The sequence below is a fragment of the Burkholderia sp. KJ006 genome, from assembly GCF_000262695.1.
In the GTDB taxonomy this organism is placed as follows: domain Bacteria; phylum Pseudomonadota; class Gammaproteobacteria; order Burkholderiales; family Burkholderiaceae; genus Burkholderia; species Burkholderia vietnamiensis.
In genome coordinates, this window is record NC_017921.1 from 638,538 (window position 1) to 656,660 (window position 18,123).

Consider the following 18,123-nt stretch of genomic DNA (forward strand, 5'->3'; position numbering starts at 1 on the left):
ATTCGACGCAGGTATGGAGACAATCGACATGAAGCACACCAAAGCCTTGCTGGCGGCCGGCGCATGCGCGCTCGCCGCGTCCGGCGCCCACGCGCAGTCGAGCGTGACGCTGTACGGAATCATCGATACGGGCGTCGAGTTCGTGTCGCACGCGAACGCGGCCGGCGATCACGTCGTGCGCATGCCCGGCGTGACCGGCGAACTGCCGTCGCGCTGGGGGCTGCGCGGCACGGAGGATCTCGGCGGCGGCTATCAGGCGGTGTTCACGCTGGAAAGCGGCTTCAACGTGCGCGGCGGCGATCTCGGCCAGGGCGGCCGGCTGTTCGGGCGCCAGGCGTTCGTCGGGCTGAAGAGCGGCTTCGGCACGCTGGCCTTCGGCCGCCAGTACACGATGACCTATCTCGCGCTGCAGGGCGCCGACATCATCGGCCCCGACATCTACGGGCTCGGCTCGTTCGACGCCTACGTGCCGAACGGCCGCGCGGACAACGCCGTGACCTACGTCGGCACGTATCGCGGCGTGACGCTCGGCGCCGCCTACTCGTTCGGGCGCGACGGCGCCGGCACCGGCAACTCGCCGGGGCAGGGCACGTGCGCGGGACAGGTGCCGGGCGACGCCGTCCAGTGCCGCAACTGGTCGGTGATGCTCAAGTACGACAGCGCGTATTTCGGCGCGGCGGCGTCGTACGAGGAGCAGCGCGGCGGCACGGGCGCGGCCGCGAACTTCTTCGACGGCGTCGCGCCGGTGCCGTTCACGAGCAGCGGCGGCAAGGATGCGCGCACGCACGTGAGCGCCTATGCACAGGCGGCCGGCGCGCGGCTCGGCGCGGGCTGGATCGGGCGGCGCGTGTCGACCGGTTCGCCGGCGGCGCCGGGTGCGCATTCGGACCTGTTCTTCGTCGGCGCGTCGTATGCGGTGAAGCCGGCGTTCATCGTCGACGGCGAGGGCTACCGGATCGTCAACAGCGCGCACGACACGCGCGCGACGATGGCCACGCTGCGCGCGACCTACCTGCTGAGCAAGCGCACGGCCGTCTATGCGCAATCGTCGTATCTGTGGAACAGCGCGCATGCGCGCTACGCGGTCAGCGGCGGCGGCGCCGGCACGACGCCCGGCGCGGGGATGGGGCAGCTCGGCGCGATGGTCGGCGTGCGCCACATGTTCTGATCAGCGATCCTGACGAATGGGAGCCATCTTGAACAGCAAATCTGCACTGTTGTGCATTGCGCCGCTGTCCGTAGCGGCCCTGCTCGCCGGCTGCGGCGGCGACGATTCCGTCAACGCCGCGCCGACGCACCTGAGCGCCGCGACGCCGGCCGCGATGACGCAGACCTGCGACGCGCTCGCCGCGAAGCTGTCGTATGCGAACACGTCGTTCACGTCGGTGACGACCGCGGCCGCCGGCGCGCTCGCCGTGGCCGGCAAGCCGATCGCCGAGCATTGCGTGATCGAAGGGAAGATGAACGAGCGCGTGAGCGCGGTGGACGGCAAAACCTATGCGATCGGCTTCGAGATGCGCTTGCCGAAGGCGTGGAACGGCCGCTTCTTCTACCAGGCGAACGGCGGGCTCGACGGCAACGTCGTGACCGCGACGGGCGAGGTGGGCGGCGGCGGGCCGCTGACCAATGCGCTGAACCAGGGCTTCGCGGTGATCAGCTCCGATTCGGGGCACAGCGCCGCGCAGAACCCGCTGTTCGGGCTCGATCCGCAGGCGCGGCTCGACTACGGCTACGGCGCGGTCGACGCGCTCACGCCGATGGCCAAGCAGGTGATCCGGCTCGCGTACGGCAAGACGCCCGATCGCAGCTATTTCGGCGGCTGCTCGAACGGCGGGCGGCACGCGATGGTCACCGCCGTGCGCAACGCGAGCGACTACGACGGGATCATCGCCGGCGATCCGGGCTTCCATCTGCCGAAAGCGGCGATCGGCGAGATGTACGGCGCGCAGCAGTTCGCGCAGATCGCGTCGGCGACCGGCACGAATGGCTTGCCCGATATCCGCAGCGGCTTCACCGACGCGGAGCGCCGGCTCGTCGGCCAGAAGATTCTCGACAAGTGCGACGCGCTCGATGGCGCGGCCGACGGGATGGTGCAGGACGTCGCCGCGTGCCAGGCGCATTTCAGCATCGACACGGACGTCCCGACCTGCGCGAACGACACGCGCACCGGCGCGTGCCTGACGAGCGCGCAGAAGCGCGCGATCGGGAACGTGTTCGCGGGCGCGCGAAACAGCGCGGGCGCGGCGCTCTACGCGAGCTTCCCGTACGATCCGGGCATCGCGGGCGGCGGATGGGCCGCGTGGAAGCAGTCGAATTCGGTGGTGCTCGACCCGGCCGCGATGGCGTTCACGTTCATGACGCCGCCGCAGACCGCCGCGACGCTCGCGAATCTCGCCGGCTTCGCGCTCGGCTTCGACATGGACCGCGACGCGCCGGCGATTTTCGCGTCGAACGGCGTGTACACGCAGTCGTCGTGGGCGTTCATGACGCCGCCCGACGAGACGAACCTGGCGGCGCTGAAGTCGCGCGGCGCGAAGCTGCTCATCTATCACGGCACCGGCGACCCGGTGTTCTCGTTCAACGACACGAGCGACTGGTACGCGCGGCTCGCGCAGGCGAACGGCGGCGACGCGTCGGGCTTCGCGCGCTTCTATCCGGTGCCGGGGATGAATCACTGCTCGGGCGGGCCGGCCGCCGACCAGTTCGACATGCTGACGCCGCTCGTCGCGTGGGTGGAGCAGGGGCAGGCGCCGGCCGCGATCGTCGCGACTGCGCGCGACGCGAGCAACGTGCTGCCGAATGCGGAGGTGCCGACGTCGTGGGGCGCGGGCCGCACGCGTCCGTTGTGTCCGTATCCGCAGGTCGCGCGCTACAACGGTTCGGGCGACGTGAATTCGGCGGCGAGCTTCAGTTGTCGTTGACGCAGCGGTGAGCGGCGATGCGGCGCTCGGGTCGATGGGCGCGCGCATCGCCGCGGTTGCTTGTGGGGGCGCGGTGGCGACGGCGGCGGCTCCGCGCCTGCGTATGTGCGCGGCAGTTGCGGCCGGTGGCCGTGTCCCGGGATACTATGGCGCCTTTCCGTCGGCGCGACGCGTCGCGACCGACACGCCACGTATCTTTCCGTTGATTCGCGCATGCAAACCGTAGCGGTACTCGACTTCGAAACAACCGGGCTTTCCCCGAACCTGGGCGACAGGGCGACCGAGATCGCCGTGATCCTGCTGCGCGACGGCGAGATCGTCGACCGCTATCAGAGCCTGATGAACGCGGGACGCCGCATTCCGTCCGACGTCGTCGCGCTCACCGGGATCACGAACGAGATGATCGCGACGGCGCCGCCGGTGTCGAAGGTGATGAAGGAAGCCGCCGCGTTCGTCGGCAGCCATCCGGTCGTCGCGCACAACGCGGGGTTCGACAAGCGATTCTGGCAGGCCGAACTCGGCTCGCTCGGCGTCGCGGCCGACCATCCGTTTGCATGCACGATGCTGGTGGCGCGGCGCCTCTACCCGCATGCGCGCAGCCACCGGCTGTCGAGCCTCGCCGACCTGCTGCGCTTGCCGCAGGCCGGCCGCGCGCACCGCGCGATGGTCGACGCGGAGATCGCGAGCCATCTGTGGTGCCGGATGCAGCGCGACATCGGCGAAACTTACGGGCTGCGGCACGTCGATCACAGGCTCATGTCGCGTCTGCAGACGACGAGCAAGGCGAAGGTTGCGACGTTCTTCGGTTCGTTGTCGGCGGCGGGGCGGTGATTCTGCTTGCGGGTGGGGGGAGCGCGGTGGAGTGGGTCCGCTCACGTTAGCTCGCCAGCGCCGCCAGCCGAACGTTCATGCGCATTCTCGCGCGCATTCTCGTGCGTCACGTCCATCGCGCTACTGAGCGCATGACTTCGTCGATCTCACCGAACGCCGCACGCGCGTCTCGCGACGTGCGGCCGCTTCGACGCGGCCGGCACCTTCCCGCGACGTCGAGCGCGCGTCACCGCATCACACGAGTTCGCCCAGGCACGCGTCGAACTGCGCGACCAGCTTGTCGACGTCGTCGGCAGTCGTCTGCGGGCACACCAGCATCATGTTGTGGAACGGCGTGATCAGCACGCCGCGGTTCAGCAGGTACAGATGGACGATGTGCTCGAGTTCGCTGTCGAGCTGTTCGCCCGCCAGCGTGCCGTTGCGCGGCGGCACCGGCGTGAACTGGAATTCGGTGCGCGCGCCGATGCGCGTCACGCACCACGGCAGCCCGTGCTTCGCGATGGTCTGCTCGAGCCCGGTCGCGAGTCGCGCGGCCAGTTCGAACATGTGCGCGTACGCGGCTTCGGTCGCGACCTCCGCGAGCGTCGCGCGCATCGCGTGCATCGCGAGCATGTTGGCGGTGAGCGTCGTGCCGATCCCCGAATGGCCGGGCGGCGCGTTCAGCTTCGCCTGCTTCGCGCGCTCCGCGAATTCGGCGCTGAAGCCGTACACCGCGCACGGCACGCCGCCGGCGATCGGCTTGCCGACCACCAGCGCGTCGGGTTCCAGCCCGTGCGCGGCCGCGTAGCCGCCCGGCCCGCTGCTGATCGTGTGCGTCTCGTCGATCACGAGCAGCGTGCCGTAACGGCGCGTCAGTGCGCGCGCGGCGTCCCAGAAGCCCGGCTCCGGCAACACCATCCCGATGTTCGTCATCGCCGGTTCGGCGAGCACGCAGGCGACGTCGCCGTCCTTCAGCGCGGCTTCGAGCGCGTGCAGATCGTTGAACTCGACCACGCGCGTGTTCGCGAGCAGGTCGTAGGACTGCCCGAGCAGGCTGTCGCGCTGCACCGGGCGCCCGTCGACGAGGTCGACGAACACGTCGTCGACCGTGCCGTGATAGCAGCCGTTGAACACGATGATCGTGTTGCGGCCGGTGGCGGCGCGCGCCCAGCGCAGCACGAAGCGGTTCGCGTCGCTCGCGCTCAGCGCGAACTGCCAGACCGGCAGCCGGAAGCGGCGCGCGAGTTCGCCCGACACCCACGCGGCGTCTTCGCTCGGCAGCATCGTCGTGTAGCCGCGCGTCGCCTGTTCGGCGAGCGCCCGCGCGACGGGTTCGGGCGCATGGCCGAACATCGCGCCGGTGTCGCCGAGGCAAAAGTCTGCGTAGCGATGCCCGTCGACGTCGGTGAAGGTCGCGCCGCGCGCTTCCTTCACGACCAGCGAGAACGGTGTCGACCAGTCCTGCATCCAGTGCAACGGCACGCCGAACAGCAGATGCTCGGACGCTTCCGCGGACAGCGCGCGGGAAACCGGCATGGCTTCGGTGAATGCATGGCGCTCGCGATCGAACAGTGCGCGGGCGCGGGTCAGGTCGACTCCGTGGCGGGAAGGCAAAGGCAGCTCCTGGTGGTGAAGGTGGAGCAACGATAGCGCGACGGGCGGGGCGTTGAACAGAGGCGGAATCACGGAGGCAGGTAGGCGATTCGAAGGGCGCTGCGCGTAGGTGTTGCAGAGTTATGGCCGATTGGCGACATGGCGACACCGCCAGATGTCGGACGTACGCGAAGCCGTTGGCGCGGTGAAGGTGTTCATACGTGGCGCTCGAGTCTTTCACAAGCCGGCTCGCATGAGGAAGGTGCCCGAGAACCGTCCCGATTCATCGAACGCGATGGGGGCGCAGGCAGCAATTTGTGCGCATAAACATACGACGACATATCTCACCGACGCTCACGGATCTCACGTGAGTGCGCGCACACATCCGAATTTGTGCAGCGAGAATCGAGGGTAAACGACAAATACATGCCCGACCACGAACGCGCCTAGACTTGCCCATGTGATACGACGACGTACGAATATGGTCGCGTCGCACACGACCCGATACCCCCTTCCGGAGAAATGCCCATGGCCGCAAGCCGTCGCCGTTCGTCTTTGCCCGCCCGTTCGCCTTCTTCGAAGCGGCTGACGCGCCGCGACTTCATCGGCTGGACCGGCACGCTCGCCGGCGGGGCAGTGTTCGGCGGTCCACTCGCGGCCACCCGTGCGTTCGCCCACGTCGCCGCAGCCGATGTTGCGCCCGACGCGATCTGGGGCGAGCACGGCGCGGCCGCGCGTATCGCCGCATCGCTCGCGCATGTGTCGCGGCGCGCGTTCCGCCACCGCGAATTCGACGTGACGCACTATGGCGCGCGCTCGTGCGCGACCGTCGCGCAGACGTCGCCGTACCCGTCGGCCAAATCGCCGGTGAGCCCCGGCGCCGAACTGACGACCGCGCCCGGCGCGTTCGACTCGCGCCCGGCATTTCTCGCGGCGATCGACGCATGCGCGCGTGAAGGCGGTGGCCGTGTGATCGTGCCGGCCGGCAACTGGTACTGCGCGGGGCCGATCGTGCTGCAGAGCAACGTGAATTTCCATCTGAGCGTGAACTGCACGATCTACTTCAGTCCGAACCCGGCCGATTACGCGAAGGACGGCCCGGTCGACTGCGGCGCGAACGGCCGGCTGTACTACAGCCGTTGGCAGGCGAACGACTGTCTGAACTACGGCGCGCCCGTCTACGCGCGCAATGCGACCAACATCGCGCTGACCGGCGAAGGCGCGACGTCGGTGCTGAACGGGCAGGCGATGACGCCCTTCGCGGGTAGCGGAGCCGGCAGCGTCTGCTGGTGGACCTACAAGGGCTCGTCGGGCGCGTATGGCGGGAGCGCGTCCGTGCCGAGCCAGGCGTTCGCGAATCCGAACAACGTGGATCTGCGGCTCGTCGCACCGGCGATTCCGGACGCGCTTTACGCGCTGCTCACCTCGCCGGTCACGCCGTGGCAGCAGGACCAGAACTACCTGCCCGCACTGTCCGAAGCCGGCGTGCCGGTCGAGCGGCGCATCTTCGGGCTCGGCCACTATCTGCGGCCGTGCATGGTCGAATTCATCGGCTGCACGAACGTGTTGATGGAGAACTACCAGACGCAGAACACACCGTTCTGGCAGCATCATCCGACCGCGAGCCGCAACGTCGTGATCCGCGGCGTGACGACCAACAGCATCGGTCCGAACAACGACGGCTTCGATCCCGACGCGTGCACCGACGTGCTGTGCGAGCGCTGCACGTTCAACACCGGCGACGATTGCGTCGCGATCAAGTCGGGCAAGGATCGGGACACCGAATACGGGCCCGCGAAGCGACACCTGATTCGCGACTGCACGATGAACAGCGGCCACGGCGGGATTACGCTCGGCAGCGAAATGGGCGGCGGCGTCGAGCAGATCTATGCGACCAACCTGTCGATGCTGAACGCGAACTGGCAGACCAATCCGCTGAACATCGCGATTCGCGTGAAGACCAACATGAACCGCGGCGGTTACGTGAAGGACTTCCACGTGAAAGGCGTCGTGCTGCCGAACGGCGTGAACCTGAAGGGCGGCGGCTACGGCAGCGCGCTGCTCGCCGGCAGTCCGATCAACGCGAGCGTCGCGCTCGGCGTCGTCACGGCGGCGGCCGGCAATCCGTCGGCCGCACAGGGCGGCATCGTCACGTTCGACTGCGACTATCAGCCGGCCAACGACGCGGTGCGCACGCGGCCGCCCGTCGTGCAGAACGTGACGATCTCCGACGTGAAGGCGAGCAACGTGACGTTGAACGGCGTGAGCGCGTCGTGCTTCCAGGCGATCGTCGCGCAGGGGCCCGTCGCGTTCGACTACAACGGCGCGCCGCCGACGCCGGCCGTGCAGCCGATCTCCGGCGTGACGATCAGCAACTGCGACTTCGGCACGCCGGTCGCTTCGGGGGTGGCGACGGTCACGTCGCCGGGTCCGATCTACGCGTTCAACGTGAGCGCGATGACGCTCGCGAACGTGACGATCGCGGGGCAAGTCGTCGACACGTCGATCACCGATCGGCGCTGATACGCCCGGTGGGCGGCGTTTCGTGCGCGCGCGATCGCATCACGCGAGGATCTTGACCATATGGTGTTCGTCGTAGAAGCGGCCGTCGACGCACAGCGAGCGCGGTTCCGTGCCGAACCGCACGAATCCCAGCGACTCGTACAACCGCTGCGCACCGCCGTTGATCTCGTTGACGCACAGCATCAGCTGCGCGCATTGCCACGCCTGCGACGCATGCGCGGATGCGCTGTCCAGCAGCGTTTGCGCGACGCCGCGCCCGCGATAGGCGGCATCGACGAACACGCCCCAGATCGTCGCCTTGTGCGCGACCTTCGCGCGTGCATCGCGGTACACGCCGGTGGTGCCGATGAGCAACTCGCCGTCGAATGCGCCGAACACCGCGCGCTCATGCGTGGGTGCGATGCGCGCTGCGAATGCTTCGAGCGGCACCACGACTTCTTCGGCGTGGGTAGGCAGGAACGAAGTTGGCGACGTGTCGATAGCGCGAAGGCGGACGGATTTGAATTGCGCCGCGTCGGCGGCGTCGAGCAGGCGGATCGTGATCATCGGTCGGGGTCGTCGCTGGTTTGCGGAACGGGTAGCTGCGGCGCGCGACGCGCAGCAGCGCATTGCGATGCCAAGGCCGGCCGACACAGGTCATCGACGAAGCGTGAGCAGATGACGGCAGTAGCCGGCGAGAGCAATGCAGCAAGAACGTCGAGATGACGCTCGAAACGAATGCATAGTCTACCGAAACTGCCGGCAAAGCAGGCATGCGTGCGTTCGGCGACCCAGCGGTGCCGTTCAGGTCGCTCCTTGCTTTCCGCGGCTCGTCCTTTCCAGGCGAGACGAGCCGCATTTCCGCGCCGCGTCGGGTCACGTCGGCAGCGGGCAAAGTGAACCGAGCAGCCTGTTCAATCCACCTTCGGAAGAACGAAACCGGCTGAAACAGCGCTCGCCCGACACCAGCCAATGCGCGCTCTTACACGTTCCGCACGAACCACGTCCGCTTCGCCGCGCCCAGCAGCGCGCGATACGCGAGCCACGACACCACGAAGGTCGCCGGCGCCGATAGCGACGCAGCGAATCCCGACGCTTGGTTCAGCGCGAGCCCGGCGAACGCGCCCGCGAACCACGCAATCAGGCCGCCCGGATTGAAGGTCGGCACGTGCGCGTCGCGGCATTCGATGTCGTCGCCCACGAGTTGTCCATAACGGTCCGAGAGAATGTGCGCGAGCGCGACCGCGACCCACGCGACGACGAAGATGCCCTGATACGCGAGCGCCTGCAGAATCCGGGAAAAGACGTCGGCCATCATCAAGCCGTACACCACCGCGCCCACCACGACCGCCCACACGAACTTCGGTGCGCGCAGCCCGGCCACTTTCTGAAAGAACGCCTGCATGTTGACCGTCGCGAGATAGTAGTTCGCGGTGTTGATGCGCGACTGCGTGACCCACACGAACAGCAGCCCCCACACGCCCATCAGCTTCAGCAGCGCGAGCACGACCGATACTTCGGACAGCGTGCCGAGCCCCGGCGTCGTGCTGACGACGTAGATGCCCACCGCGCCGTTGAGCAGGAACGTCACGAGATAGAACGGCATGCCGAAGTTGAAGCGGCCGTGATAGCTGGCGTCCTCCTTGCGGCCGAAGCGCGCGTAGTCGAACGTGAACATCATCAGCACCCACACGCCCATGTAGTAGACGAAGCACTGCCACCAGCCGCCGGCCGGCGCGCCGCCTGCCGGTCCGAAATCGAGCCAGGCGGCGTTGTAGCCGTACTCCGCCGTCGTGAGTCCGACCGCGGCACACAGGCCGATCAGGTAAAACGGCAGCAGCGCGCCGTTGAACTTGTCGAGCCAATGCTGCACGCTGCCGAACACGAGCGGCACGCTGTAGCACACCACGATCAGCGCGACCCACTTGTAGTCGAGCGCGGGGAACTGGTGATGCGCGGCGACCGCGATCACCGAACCCTCGAACACCGCGTAGTAGATTGCCGTCGCGAAGAAGATCAGGGTGGCGAGCGCCGCGCCGGCGCTGCCGAACAGCACGCGTGAGAACAGCGCGACCGACAGGCCCGTGCGAATCGCGTAGCGGCTGATGATCGAATTGACCACGCCGTACGACACGACCGACAGCGCCATGCCGATCAGTGCGTTGCGGGCGCCGTAGCTGAGCGCGAGCGTCGCGCCGACGACGATGTAGAACACCGCGCTGCACACGGCCCACCACGCCATCGTCAGCGAGAAGGGCGGCATGCGCGCGTGATCGGGAATGGCGAGCGTCGACAGGTCGAGATCCTCGTCGGCGTCGGCATGAGCCAGGTTGGCCATGGTGGTGCTCCTCGATGAGCAAAGCTGCGAACGACGTCCTGGCCGCGGCAACTGCTTCCGCAGGGTTGCCCCGACGTCGGATGGGCAACCGGTCCGGCTGAAACGGCGCGCAAGCATCCGCCGCACGGCACGCGTCGCGCGGGAATGAATGCGGAGCGAGAAAAGGTGCCGGCGGCGCCGGGCCGCGCGGCGTCTAGCCCTGAAGCGCGGCGCGCAGCAACGCCAGGCGCTGGCGGTACGCGCGGCGTGCCGCGAGCGCGTCGGCCATCGTCACGGGCACGAAGCGCGCGCGATGGTTCGGCTGCATCTGTCCGATCAGGTCCATGTCGGCGCTGATGACCGTGCCGATGGTCGCGTAGCCGCCGCCGGAGACCGCATCGCGATGCAGGATGATCGGCTCGAGCCCGGCCGGCACCTGGATCGAGCCGACCGGATAGCACGCGTCGACGATGTTCGACGGATCCGCGCCCGCGCCGAACGGTTGTTCGCGCGGCCGAAACTGCAGCGGCCGCCCGTTCTTGTAGCGGTAGCCGATGCGGTCCGCCTCGGGCGCGACGGTCCACGCATCGTCGAAGAACGTCTGCGCCGACGCGTCGGTCAGCCGGTGGTGGTACAGGCCCGTCAGCACGCGCAGGGCGACGTGGCTGTCGAGCGGCCGGCGCATCGATGCCGGCAGTTCGCGCCCTTCGCGCGGCGCGCCGTGCACGGCGCCGACCGGCAGCCGATCGCCTTTCTGCAGGCGCCGGCCCGCAAGGCCGCCGATCGCGCCGAGCGTATAGGTCGAACGGCTGCCGAGTACGACCGGCACGTCGATGCCGCCCGCGACGGCCAGATACGCACGCGCGCCGGCCTTCACGTACTGGAACGACAGCACGCTGCCCGCGCGAATCCGGAGCGCGACGTCGCAGCTTTGCGCGATGCCGTCGATCTTCGGCGTCATCTCGGCGCCGGTGACGGCGATGAGCGCGTCCATATGGAACAGCAGTTCGGGGCCGAGCAGCGTGCATTCGAGCACGGCCGCCTCTTCGGGATTGCCGACCAGCAGGTTCGCCGCGCGCGACGCGTACTGGTCGAGCGAGCCCGACGGCGGAATGCCGACGTGATAGCAGCCTTGCCGGCCCATATCCTGGACGGAGGTGGCGAGGCCCGGTTTCAGAACCTCGATCAGATCGTGCGGATCAGTCGGCATGCAGCACCTCGACGAGAGAACGGTTATACGCATCGGGATCGCGCCGGAACGCGTCGAGCGAGAACTTCACGGGGCGCACCCGCAGTGAGAAGGTTCCGGCGTCGACGGCCGCCACTGCTGCGTCGTACGCAGCGCGATCGATCGGCTGGAACTTCACGATGTCGCCGGGCCGGAAGAACACCATGAAGTCGTGCAGATAGTCGAGCCGCTGCGCGGGATCGAAGATCGGCGCCGGCGTCACGCCGAACATCTGGTAGCCGCCCGCGCCGCGCACCGAGTAGATGCAGCCGAAGCAGCCGCCGTGCCCGACCGTGAGCTTCGGCGTGTCGGTGCGCGGCCGCAGGTATTTCGGCACTTCGAGCTGGCGCGCGCGTTCGACCATCTGATACATGAACGGCAGCCCCGCGACGAAGCCGACCATCGAGACGAACCACGGCGAACCGGAGTGCGCGGCGATGAATTCGTCGACGTCGCGCTTGCCGTTGATGCGCGCGGCGTACTCGAGATCGGTCGACGTCGGATCCTGATGACGCTCGCGAAACCGCATCATCGTCTGGTGCGTCCACGGGTCGTTGTAGAGCACGGGCACCTCGACGATCCGCGTGTCGAGTTCGAGCGGCGCATCGCCTGCTTCCGTCTCGATCATTCGGAGCAGCGCGACGAGCGCGTCGGGCTCGATCACGTCGGGGTCGTAGCGCACCTGGTAGGACGCGTTCGCCGGACAGATTTCAGTGATGCCTGGCACCGCGCGGCGCTGCAGTTCGCGCGTGATCGCCGTGCCCTTGAAGAAGGCGTCGAGCGACATCGATTCGCTGATCTCGACGAACACGAACTCGTCGCCGCCGAAGGTATAACGGGCCGTCACTGTGCCTCCCCGACGCGCGCGGCGTCTGCTTCCGTATCCGCGTGTTGCCGGGCGCGGGCCGTCACGGCCTCGCGCCATTGCGGCATCCACGCTTCGAGAAAATTGGTGTGGTAGCGGCCGGCCCGCACGTCGTCGTCCGCGAGCAGCGCGAGGTGCAACGGTGCGGTGGTCTTCACGCCGCCGACGTGCAGCTCGCCCAGCGCGCGCGCGAGGCGTTGCAGCGCGGCCGCGCGGCTCTCGTCGTGCACGATCAGCTTGGCGAGCAGGGAGTCGTAGAACGGCGGCACGACGTAGCCCGGATAGAGCAGCGAGTCGATGCGTGTGCCGGCGCCGGTCGGCCACACGAGCGTGTCGATGCGTCCAGGGTTCGGACGGAAATCCTGCAACGGATCTTCCGCGTTGATCCGGCATTCGATCGCGGCGCCGCGCATCGCGATGTCTTGCTGCGCGAAACGCAGCGGCTCGCCGTCGGCGATGCGCAGCGTCTCGCGCACGAGATCGATGCCCGTGATCGCCTCGGTCACCGGATGCTCGACCTGGATGCGGGTGTTCATCTCGATGAAGTAGAACTTGCCGCGGGCGTCGTCGTAGAGATATTCGAGCGTGCCCGCGCTGCGGTAGCCGACTTCTCGCGCGAGACGCGTCGCCGACTCGCACAGCGCGTCGCGCTGCGCCGGCGTAAGCGAAGGCGACGGCGCCTCCTCGAGAATCTTCTGGCGTCGCCGTTGCAGCGAACATTCGCGCTCGAACAGGTGCACGACGTTGCGGCCGTCGCCCAGCACCTGCACCTCGATGTGCCGCGCGCGTGCGATGAAGCGTTCGAGATAGACGCCGCCGTTCCCGAACGCGGCCTGCGCCTCGCGCTGCGCGAGCGGCAGCTCGGCCTCCAGTTGCGCGGCGTCGTGCGAAACGCGGATGCCGCGCCCGCCGCCGCCCGCGGCCGCCTTGATCATCAGCGGATAGCCGATACGCGCAGCGACTGCCTGCGCTTCTTCGAGCGAGTGCACGACGCCGTCGCTGCCTGGCACGGTCGGCACGTTGGCGCGCTGCGCGGTTTCGCGTGCGCGGGCCTTGTCGCCCATCGTCGCGATCACGTGCGCGTCGGGGCCGACGAAGATCAGGCCGGCCGCCTCGACCTGCGCGGCGAAGGCCGCGTTTTCGGACAGAAAGCCGTAGCCGGGATGAATGGCGTCCGCGCCGCACCTGCGCGCGGCATCGAGGATGGCCGCGGGATTCAGATAGCTTTTCGCCGCATGCGACGGGCCGATGTGGATCGCTTCGTCGGCCATGCGCGCGGCGAGGCTGTCGCGGTCGGCGTCGCTGACCACGGCGATCGCGCGCATGCCGAGCTCGTGTGCGGCGCGGATGATGCGCACCGCGATCTCGCCGCGGTTCGCGACCAGCACGGTCCGGATCCGCGACGGGCGATAGAACGTGCCGGAGGAAGTTGCGAGGCTCATCGCGTCACTCCTCGATCCGCATCAGCACCTGGCCTGCGTCCACCGGCTCGCCGTCTTCGACGAGCAGCTCGGCAACACGCCCCGACACGTCGGCTTCGATCTCGGTGAACTGCTTCATCACTTCGACGAGGCCGACGACCGCACCCGCCATCACGGGCGCGTCGACGGCGACGTAGTAGTCCGCGTCGGGCGACGGACGGCGGTAAAAGGTGCCCGGCAGCGGGCTGACGATATCGTGCAATGCCATCATGCGTCTCCTTGAATCAGTGATGTGCGGCGAGCGGTAGCGGGGCGGCGGTGCGAATGCCTTCGCGAACCAGCGCGTCGCGCGTTCTGCGCACGAGTTCGAGCGCGCCCGGCGTGTCGCTATGGATGCAGACGGAGTCGAAATCGATGTCGATGTCGTTTCCTTCGATCGTATGCACCTTGCCGTCGATGCAGGCGCGCAGCACCTTGTCGGCGACCTGGCCGGGATCCAGGCGTCCGACGCGGCGCGCGAACACGATCGAGCCGCTGCGGTCGTAGTCGCGATCGGCGTAGAACTCGCGCACCACCGGCTGACCGTATTCGGCGGCGACGCGGTACGTCGCCGATGCTTCCATGCAGTACAGCCACAGGCCGGGATCGACGCGCTGCAGCGTTTCGATCAGCAGCCGCGAGAACGCCTCGTCGGCCGCCGCGTGCATGTAAAGCGCGCCGTGCGGCTTCAGATGCTGAAGGCGCACGCCGTGGAGCCGCGCGAACTCGCGCAGCGCGCCGAGCTGGTAGACGATGTCGTTGACGAGCGCCTGCGGCGTTTCGGCGATCGCGCGGCGGCCGAAGCCGACCAGATCGCGAAAGCCCGGATGCGCGCCGATGCCGACGCCGGCGGCGCGCGCCAGCTGCACCGTGCGCGCCATGATGTTCGGGTCGCCGGCGTGAAAGCCGGTGGCGATGTTGGCCGAGCTGATCAGCGGCATGATCTGTTCGTCGACGCCGTCGCCGATCGTCCACGGGCCGAAGCCTTCGCCCATGTCCGAATTCAGGTCGACGCTTTGCTTGCTCATGCTTGGGGATCCTCCAGGTTCTCGGTCGATGCGCGCTGCTGCGCGAGCCGAAGCAGTGTCGAAAGGAGGTTAGCCGCGCACGGGACGTCAAAATAGTTCTATTTTTGTATGCGGCGTATCGATTTTTTCGATATCGACGAGAACGGGCGCGAGGCCGGCCCCGGCTGGACTTCGGGGCCTTCATGGATCCCCGCCGGTGGCGGTCGCGCGATCGATATGATATTTATTGCGCACCGCTCCGCTTCCCGTCGGCCATGGCCCTGACCCTCAGACAGCTCAAATACTTCGTCGCCACGGCCGAGCTTGGCCAGATCTCGCAGGCCGCGATCCAGCTCACGATCTCGCAGTCGGCCGTGACGAGCGCGATCAAGGAGCTGGAGGAAAGCCTCGGCACGCAACTGTTTCTGCGCACGTCCGCGGGCGTGACGCTCACCGACACCGGCTGGCGCTTTCTCAATCACGCGTATGCCATCCTGTCGTCGGTCGACGAGGCGATGCGGGTTCCGAACCTCGCAAGCACGGTGACGGGCACGCTCGCGATCGCCGCGAGCTACACCGTGCTCGGCTATTTTCTGCCGCAACATGTGCTGCGCCTGAGCACACTTTATCCGCGGCTGACGATCAACCTGCACGAACTGAACCGCGAGTCGATCGAAGAGGGGCTGATCGCGGGCCGCTACGACATGGCCGTGCTGCTGACGTCGAACGTGTCGAATCCCGAACTCGTGCTGGAGCCCGTGATCCATTCGGTGCGTCGGTTGTGGGTCGGCGCGCATCATCCGCTGCTCAAGCGCGAGAGCGTCACGTTCGCGGAGGTGGCGAACGAACCGTTCGTGATGTTGACGGTGGACGAGGCCGGCCAGACCGCGCTGCGCTACTGGAGCGAGACGCCGTATCGGCCCAACGTGATCCTGCGCACGTCGTCCGTGGAGGCCGTGCGCAGCATGGTCGCGAACGGCAGCGGCGTCGCGATTCTGTCCGACATGGTGTATCGGCCGTGGTCGCTCGAGGGGCGGCGCATCGAGACGATCGTGTTACGCGACCCGGTGCCGCCGATGAGCGTCGGCCTTGCGTGGCGCAAGAACATCGAGCTGACCCCCGCGATGCACGCGCTGCGCGACTATTTCGTCAGACCAGCGGAAATCGGTGGGCCGCCCAAGCGGAAGTAGTAGCTGGGGCTGATTGCGCGAAGCCTGAATCCGTTTTGCCGTGCTGCCTGGATAGGGCATCCCATCCGTCTGACGAGCCATGCCGGCGACGCCTGGAGCCGTAAACGCAACGAGACAGCGCGCCCGAGCCGTTCGGGCGCGTGCCGCTCGCTCAATAGCGCGACAACTGATTGCCGTTGATCTGCACGCGATCGCCCGGACGCAGATCGCCGGGCGACTGCACGTCGAACGAGCGCATCGAGCCGTCGCTGACCTGCACGTCGATCCGGTAGCTGCTCGGCGGCTGCGCGGCGCCCATCTGCTGGCCGATCTGGTTGCCGGCGACGGCGCCGCCGAGCGCGCCGATCACGGTGGCCGCCTCGCGGCCGTGGCCGCGGCCGAACTGGTTGCCGAGCACGCCGCCGACCAGCGCGCCGACGACGGTGCCGGCCACGCCCGACGTGCCGACCGATCCGTTGACCGGCTGGATGTTCGAGACGGTGCCGTATTGCGTGCCGTAGCCGTTGCCGTACTGGCCGCCGTACGGCTGCTGATTGCCGTATTGATCGTACTGCGGCGCCTGAGCCGGATAAGCCGGCTGCTGCGGCTGCACGTAGCCCGGTTGCGCATAGGCGGGCTGCGCGTAGCCCGGCGTCGCGTACGGCTGCTGTTGATAGGGCTGGGCGCCGTAGGGGCCGTAGCCCGGTGCGACGCACGCGGTCAGCGGGAGCGCCGCCACGGCGACGAGCGAGGCGAACAGAACGGTCTTCGTGGAAGGCATGCGCATCATGATGTTTCCTGCATCGGCTACGTGTTCGCCGACGAATGCCGGAACGGGTGGCGAACTCGGCGTGAGTATAAGGAAAGGGCCGATGCGCGTCCGGTGCGGCCGGGTAACAACGTGTAAAGTCTGTTGCGGCGGAAATCGGCGGCGCGCGACCGCTCTGCCCCTTCCATCGCTCACCGCTTCGCAATCCCCCGATCTGCCCCGCCATACTCACGTAGCGCGTATCGCAGCCGGCGCGGCGGCCAATGCGTCCCGTGTCGACGTCGGGTACGAATCGCCGTGACCCATGTGCGGCTCGCACCGCGAGTGACCCGGCTTTTCGAGCGCGGCGACGATGCGCTCGCTTGCATGCCCGTCGCCGTACGGGTTCACCGCGTGTGCCATCTGCTCGTATTCGTGGCGATCGTTGAGCAGCGCTTCGACCTGCGCGACGATCCGGCCGCGGTCGGTGCCGACCAGACGTGCGGTACCGGCTTCCAATGCCTCGGGCCGCTCGGTCGTATCGCGCGTCACCAGCACCGGCACGCCGAGCGCTGGCGCCTCCTCTTGAATTCCGCCCGAATCGGTAATGATCAGATGCGCTTTCGACATCAGATACACGAACGGCAAATACTCTTGCGGACCGGTGAGCGTGACGTTGCGGAGGTCGCCAAGAATTGCTTTCACCGGTCCCGTCACGTTCGGATTCAGATGCATCGGATAGACCAGCTCGATGTCGTCGTGGCGGGTCGCGAGCTCACGGAGCGCATGGCACACATGTTCGAGCGGCTCGCCGAAACTTTCGCGGCGATGACCGGTGACGAGGATGAGCCGCCGTGCCGGATCCAGAAACGGAAATCCCGCGGCGATGCGCTCCGAGAGCCACGGGTCAGCGGCCAGCTTCTCGCGCGTCTGCAGCAGCGCGTCGATCACGGTGTTACCCGTCAGAACCACCTGTTCCGGCGTCATGCCTTCGCTGTACAGGTTCTGCGCCGCGCGCTTCGAAGGCGCGAAGTGCCACGAAGACACGGCGTCCGTCACACGCCGGTTCAGTTCCTCCGGCCACGGCGACCAGATATTGCCGGTACGAAGCCCGGCCTCGACGTGTCCGATCGGGATGTGCCGATAGAAGGCGGCCAGGCTCGCCGCCAAGGTGGTGGTCGTATCGCCGTGAACCAGCACGATCTCGGGCCGGGCCGCATCGAACACCGGGCCGATGCCGTTCAGGATGTTCGCGGTCAGCTCGGACAGCGACTGGTTCTTGCGCATCAGATCCAGATCGAAGTCGGGAACGATGTCGAACAGCGACAGCACCTGGTCGAGCATCTGCCGATGCTGGGCGGTGACACATACGGTGACGTCGAATTCAGGGTGCTGCTTCAGCGCGCGCACGAGCGGCGCCATCTTGATCGCTTCGGGACGTGTGCCGAACACGGTCAAAACTCGTTGCATATCGATTTTCTCTATTTGATTTCCGGTCTTCTC

At 67.6% G+C, this 18,123-nt stretch carries 15 protein-coding genes; 5 read left to right on the forward strand and 10 right to left on the reverse strand.

Going from position 1 to position 18,123, the window contains the following annotated elements; genetic code table 11:
• The first annotated feature begins 28 nt into the window (after positions 1 to 28).
• The 3 genes from MYA_RS16960 to MYA_RS16970 all read left to right on the forward strand — a co-directional run bounded on the left by MYA_RS16960 (position 29) and on the right by MYA_RS16970 (position 3,752).
• A complete protein-coding gene (locus tag MYA_RS16960) occupies positions 29 to 1,168 on the forward strand; it encodes a porin (protein ID WP_011881189.1) in 1,140 nt (379 codons plus the stop codon).
• A gap of 28 nt (positions 1,169 to 1,196) precedes the next feature.
• Positions 1,197 to 2,921, forward strand: a complete 1,725-nt coding sequence (locus MYA_RS16965; protein WP_014724295.1) for a tannase/feruloyl esterase family alpha/beta hydrolase — start codon at positions 1,197 to 1,199, stop codon at positions 2,919 to 2,921.
• A gap of 213 nt (positions 2,922 to 3,134) precedes the next feature.
• On the forward strand, positions 3,135 to 3,752 hold the full coding sequence (locus tag MYA_RS16970) for a 3'-5' exonuclease (RefSeq protein ID WP_014724296.1): 618 nt from the start codon (positions 3,135 to 3,137) through the stop codon (positions 3,750 to 3,752).
• A 234-nt stretch (positions 3,753 to 3,986) separates the two neighbouring features.
• On the opposite strand, the gene MYA_RS16975 is transcribed toward MYA_RS16970, so the two are convergent.
• Positions 3,987 to 5,345: an aspartate aminotransferase family protein gene (locus tag MYA_RS16975; RefSeq protein WP_014724297.1), complete on the reverse strand. Its 1,359-nt coding sequence runs from the start codon at positions 5,343 to 5,345 to the stop codon at positions 3,987 to 3,989.
• Positions 5,346 to 5,852: 507 nt separating this feature from the next.
• Here MYA_RS16975 and MYA_RS16980 point away from each other — a divergent pair.
• Positions 5,853 to 7,847 (forward strand): glycoside hydrolase family 28 protein, encoded by a 1,995-nt coding sequence (locus MYA_RS16980; RefSeq protein ID WP_014724299.1) that lies wholly within the window; start codon positions 5,853 to 5,855, stop codon positions 7,845 to 7,847.
• Positions 7,848 to 7,886: 39 nt separating this feature from the next.
• Here MYA_RS16980 and MYA_RS16985 read toward each other — a convergent pair whose 3' ends face one another.
• The 7 genes from MYA_RS16985 to MYA_RS17015 form a co-directional block, all read right to left on the reverse strand.
• Positions 7,887 to 8,393, reverse strand: a complete 507-nt coding sequence (locus MYA_RS16985) for a GNAT family N-acetyltransferase (RefSeq protein ID WP_014724300.1) — start codon at positions 8,391 to 8,393, stop codon at positions 7,887 to 7,889.
• 415 nt (positions 8,394 to 8,808) lie between these two features.
• A complete protein-coding gene (locus tag MYA_RS16990; protein WP_011881195.1) occupies positions 8,809 to 10,164 on the reverse strand; it encodes a purine-cytosine permease family protein in 1,356 nt (451 codons plus the stop codon).
• A 193-nt stretch (positions 10,165 to 10,357) separates the two neighbouring features.
• Positions 10,358 to 11,353 (reverse strand): biotin-dependent carboxyltransferase family protein, encoded by a 996-nt coding sequence (locus tag MYA_RS16995; protein ID WP_014724301.1) that lies wholly within the window; start codon positions 11,351 to 11,353, stop codon positions 10,358 to 10,360.
• The gene (locus MYA_RS17000; protein WP_014724302.1) at positions 11,343 to 12,218 is read right to left on the reverse strand and encodes a 5-oxoprolinase subunit B family protein; all 876 of its coding nucleotides are present in this window, start codon (positions 12,216 to 12,218) and stop codon (positions 11,343 to 11,345) included. Before MYA_RS17000 ends, MYA_RS16995 begins: the two co-directional genes overlap by 11 nt.
• Positions 12,215 to 13,678 carry an acetyl-CoA carboxylase biotin carboxylase subunit gene (locus tag MYA_RS17005; protein WP_014724303.1) on the reverse strand — a complete coding sequence of 488 codons (1,464 nt, stop codon included), beginning with the start codon at positions 13,676 to 13,678 and terminating at the stop codon, positions 12,215 to 12,217. Before MYA_RS17005 ends, MYA_RS17000 begins: the two co-directional genes overlap by 4 nt.
• 4 nt (positions 13,679 to 13,682) lie before the next feature.
• Complete coding sequence (locus MYA_RS17010; RefSeq protein WP_034193784.1) at positions 13,683 to 13,925, reverse strand: acetyl-CoA carboxylase; 243 nt, start codon at positions 13,923 to 13,925, stop codon at positions 13,683 to 13,685.
• Positions 13,926 to 13,941: 16 nt separating this feature from the next.
• Positions 13,942 to 14,724 carry a 5-oxoprolinase subunit PxpA gene (locus MYA_RS17015; protein ID WP_014724304.1) on the reverse strand — a complete coding sequence of 261 codons (783 nt, stop codon included), beginning with the start codon at positions 14,722 to 14,724 and terminating at the stop codon, positions 13,942 to 13,944.
• A 254-nt stretch (positions 14,725 to 14,978) separates the two neighbouring features.
• Between MYA_RS17015 and MYA_RS17020 the strand changes: the two genes are divergently transcribed.
• Positions 14,979 to 15,893 carry a LysR family transcriptional regulator gene (locus MYA_RS17020; RefSeq protein WP_014724305.1) on the forward strand — a complete coding sequence of 305 codons (915 nt, stop codon included), beginning with the start codon at positions 14,979 to 14,981 and terminating at the stop codon, positions 15,891 to 15,893.
• A gap of 151 nt (positions 15,894 to 16,044) precedes the next feature.
• Here MYA_RS17020 and MYA_RS17025 read toward each other — a convergent pair whose 3' ends face one another.
• Both MYA_RS17025 and wecB read right to left on the reverse strand, forming a co-directional pair.
• On the reverse strand, positions 16,045 to 16,662 hold the full coding sequence (locus tag MYA_RS17025; protein ID WP_011881202.1) for a glycine zipper 2TM domain-containing protein: 618 nt from the start codon (positions 16,660 to 16,662) through the stop codon (positions 16,045 to 16,047).
• Positions 16,663 to 16,869: 207 nt separating this feature from the next.
• Complete coding sequence (gene wecB / locus MYA_RS17030; RefSeq protein WP_193373725.1) at positions 16,870 to 18,090, reverse strand: non-hydrolyzing UDP-N-acetylglucosamine 2-epimerase; 1,221 nt, start codon at positions 18,088 to 18,090, stop codon at positions 16,870 to 16,872.
• Positions 18,091 to 18,123 lie beyond the last annotated feature (33 nt).

Excerpts from the sequence above, each read along its gene's own strand:
- MYA_RS17025 (WP_011881202.1), bottom strand. The coding sequence starts at position 16,662 with ATGATGCGCATGCCTTCCACGAAGACCGTTCTGTTCGCCTCGCTCGTC.
- MYA_RS17005 (WP_014724303.1), bottom strand. The coding sequence starts at position 13,678 with ATGAGCCTCGCAACTTCCTCCGGCACGTTCTATCGCCCGTCGCGGATC.
- MYA_RS16985 (WP_014724300.1), bottom strand. The coding sequence starts at position 8,393 with ATGATCACGATCCGCCTGCTCGACGCCGCCGACGCGGCGCAATTCAAA.
- MYA_RS16970 (WP_014724296.1), top strand. The coding sequence starts at position 3,135 with ATGCAAACCGTAGCGGTACTCGACTTCGAAACAACCGGGCTTTCCCCG.
- MYA_RS17015 (WP_014724304.1), bottom strand. The coding sequence starts at position 14,724 with ATGAGCAAGCAAAGCGTCGACCTGAATTCGGACATGGGCGAAGGCTTC.
- MYA_RS17010 (WP_034193784.1), bottom strand. The coding sequence starts at position 13,925 with ATGGCATTGCACGATATCGTCAGCCCGCTGCCGGGCACCTTTTACCGC.
- MYA_RS16980 (WP_014724299.1), top strand. The coding sequence starts at position 5,853 with ATGGCCGCAAGCCGTCGCCGTTCGTCTTTGCCCGCCCGTTCGCCTTCT.
- MYA_RS17020 (WP_014724305.1), top strand. The coding sequence starts at position 14,979 with ATGGCCCTGACCCTCAGACAGCTCAAATACTTCGTCGCCACGGCCGAG.
- wecB (WP_193373725.1), bottom strand. The coding sequence starts at position 18,090 with ATGCAACGAGTTTTGACCGTGTTCGGCACACGTCCCGAAGCGATCAAG.
- MYA_RS16990 (WP_011881195.1), bottom strand. The coding sequence starts at position 10,164 with ATGGCCAACCTGGCTCATGCCGACGCCGACGAGGATCTCGACCTGTCG.
- MYA_RS16995 (WP_014724301.1), bottom strand. The coding sequence starts at position 11,353 with ATGCCGACTGATCCGCACGATCTGATCGAGGTTCTGAAACCGGGCCTC.
- MYA_RS16960 (WP_011881189.1), top strand. The coding sequence starts at position 29 with ATGAAGCACACCAAAGCCTTGCTGGCGGCCGGCGCATGCGCGCTCGCC.